At 65.5% G+C, this 2223-nt stretch carries 1 protein-coding gene; it reads right to left on the minus strand.

What is annotated here, in order from left to right; all coding sequences use genetic code 11:
• Positions 1 to 2223: non-ribosomal peptide synthetase (locus tag O7A70_RS33655; RefSeq protein ID WP_337144183.1), on the minus strand; the 2223-nt coding region annotated here is incomplete at both ends.

The raw sequence follows: 2223 nt of genomic DNA on the forward strand, positions 1-2223 counted from the left end.
GGTAGCGCGCCAGATCGCCGGTCCGGTAGAGACGGTCGCCCTCCACAAAGGGGCTGGCGATGAACCGCTGCGCCGTCAGCTCGGGCCGGTTCAGGTAGCCGCGCGCCACGCCTGCCCCGCCAATGTAGAGCTCGCCCACCGCCCCGAACGGCACCAGTGCCCCATGATCGTCCAGCAGGTAGATCCGCGTGTTCGCGATCGGACGGCCGATCGGGAGACGGCCGAATGTCTCATCGATCGCGGTGATCTCGCACACTGCCGCAAAAGTCGTCGTTTCGGTCGGACCGTAGCAGTGCAAGAGATGGTGCGGTCGGTTCTGGCGTAAAAGCCGTGCCACTGCTGCCACATCAACCGCATCACCGCCGACCAATACAATCCGCAAACTCGCCAGCACCGAGCCCAGATCATCAACGCTCTGGCTGAACAAGCCGGCTGTCAAATGCAGGACCGTAATGCGGTGCTGCTGAATCAGGCTGCGCAGCATCTCCGGCTGCAGCACATCAGTGTAGGGGATCACAACCAGGCTTGAGCCGTGTAGCAACGGTGCCCAGACTTCCAGCGTACTGATATCAAACGTGGGATTGCCTACCCACGCCACGCGATCTTTTGAGCTGAACTGCGCATAGCCATTGTTGATGACGAGCCGGTTGACGGCACGGTGAGGAACAACAACTCCCTTGGGAAGGCCGGTCGAGCCGGAGGTGTACATCACGTAGGCGGCCGCCTCGGCGCTCAATGAGAGCCCAGGATCGGCGTTACATCCTGTCCCAGCCATGAGCGGCTCAATGGCCAGAACAGGTCTCGCAGCATCCAGACTATCTTGCTCTGTCCCGGCGAGCACCAGGCGTGCAGCACAGTCGGCGATCAGCCATTCCTGTCGGCCGGATGGGAGAGCGCGATCGATCGGCACATAAACTCCCCCCGCCTTCAGAATTGCCAGTTGCGCCACCACAAGCGCGACAGAGCGGTCCAGTACCGTAGCAACGCGATCCCCTGGTCTCACCCCCATTGCGATCAGGTGATGGGCCAGCCGGTTGGCGCGCGCGTTGAGCTCGCCATAGCTCAGCTCTTCAGCCTCATGCACCACCGCAACCCTGTCCGGCGCCTGGCGCACCTGCGCCTCGAACAGTTCATGGATGCACATATCCGAGGGGTAAGGCGCCGCCGTCCGGTTCAGCTCTTCCAGCAGATAGGCCCGTTCATCGGCCGGCAGGACGTCGAGCTCGCGCACCGGCGTGTCGGGCGCATGCTCCAGCGCCTCGGCCAGTTCTTCGAGCGCCCGCTGCATGTAGCCGCAGACCCGATCGGCGCAGATTGGCTCCACCACCTGCGCCGTCAGCCCGAGCGCCTCGCCATAATCCTCCACCGACAGGCTCAGCGGATAATTGGTGCGTTCCTCGCCACCCAGCCATTCCATGCCCGACAGCACATCATCCGTTCCGGAGCCGGCCATCGCTCCGGAGCCCGCCATGGCCGCCGGCGTGGTATGACGGTAGTTCAACAGCGCGCCGAACAGCGGCGCCGGCGCGGCAACGCCGCTGCAGCGTTGCGCCAGCGCCAGCGAGGCATGCTCGTGCGCCAGCAGTTCGGAAAGCCGTGCATGGGTGCTGCGCACGCTCGCCGCGACCCCGGTGCCGTCCAGGTCAAGCCGCACAGGCAAGGTGTTGATGAACAGGCCCATGGCCCGGTCGGCGCCGGCACCCGCTTGCATGCGGCCGAACAGCACCGTGCCGAACACCACCTGCTCGCGCCCGCTGCCGCGCGCCACCACCTGACCCCAGGCTAGATGGCACAGGCTTGCCAGGCTCACCCCCAGCCGCCGCGCCTGGGCCCGCAGCCGATCGTTGAGCACCCGCGGCAGCATCCGATGCGCCTCGCCGACCCCGCTGCCGTCGCCATGCACCTGGCTCAGCCCGAACGGCATCGTCGGCTCGTCGATGTCGGCCAGCATAGCCCGGAAGAACTCTTGATGTGCCTTTGCATCGACACCCAGCCGTGCCTGCGCCACCAGAGTGCGGAACGGCTGTGGTTCTATCAGCTCATGCGCGCGTCCCGCCAGCACCATCCGCACCTCGGCATGCATCACCTTCAGCGTCGTGTGATCCCCGATCAAATGATGCAGCAGCTCCAAAAGCAGCCAGCGCCCGCTGCCGGGCTCGCGCGCGATCACGAACCGCAGCAGCGGCGCCCGGCCAAGATCGACGCGATAGTGACGCGGATCGA

Origin of the sequence: Mesorhizobium sp. Cs1299R1N1, from assembly GCF_037179655.1 — a bacterium.
GTDB lineage: Bacteria > Pseudomonadota > Alphaproteobacteria > Rhizobiales > Rhizobiaceae > Mesorhizobium > Mesorhizobium salmacidum.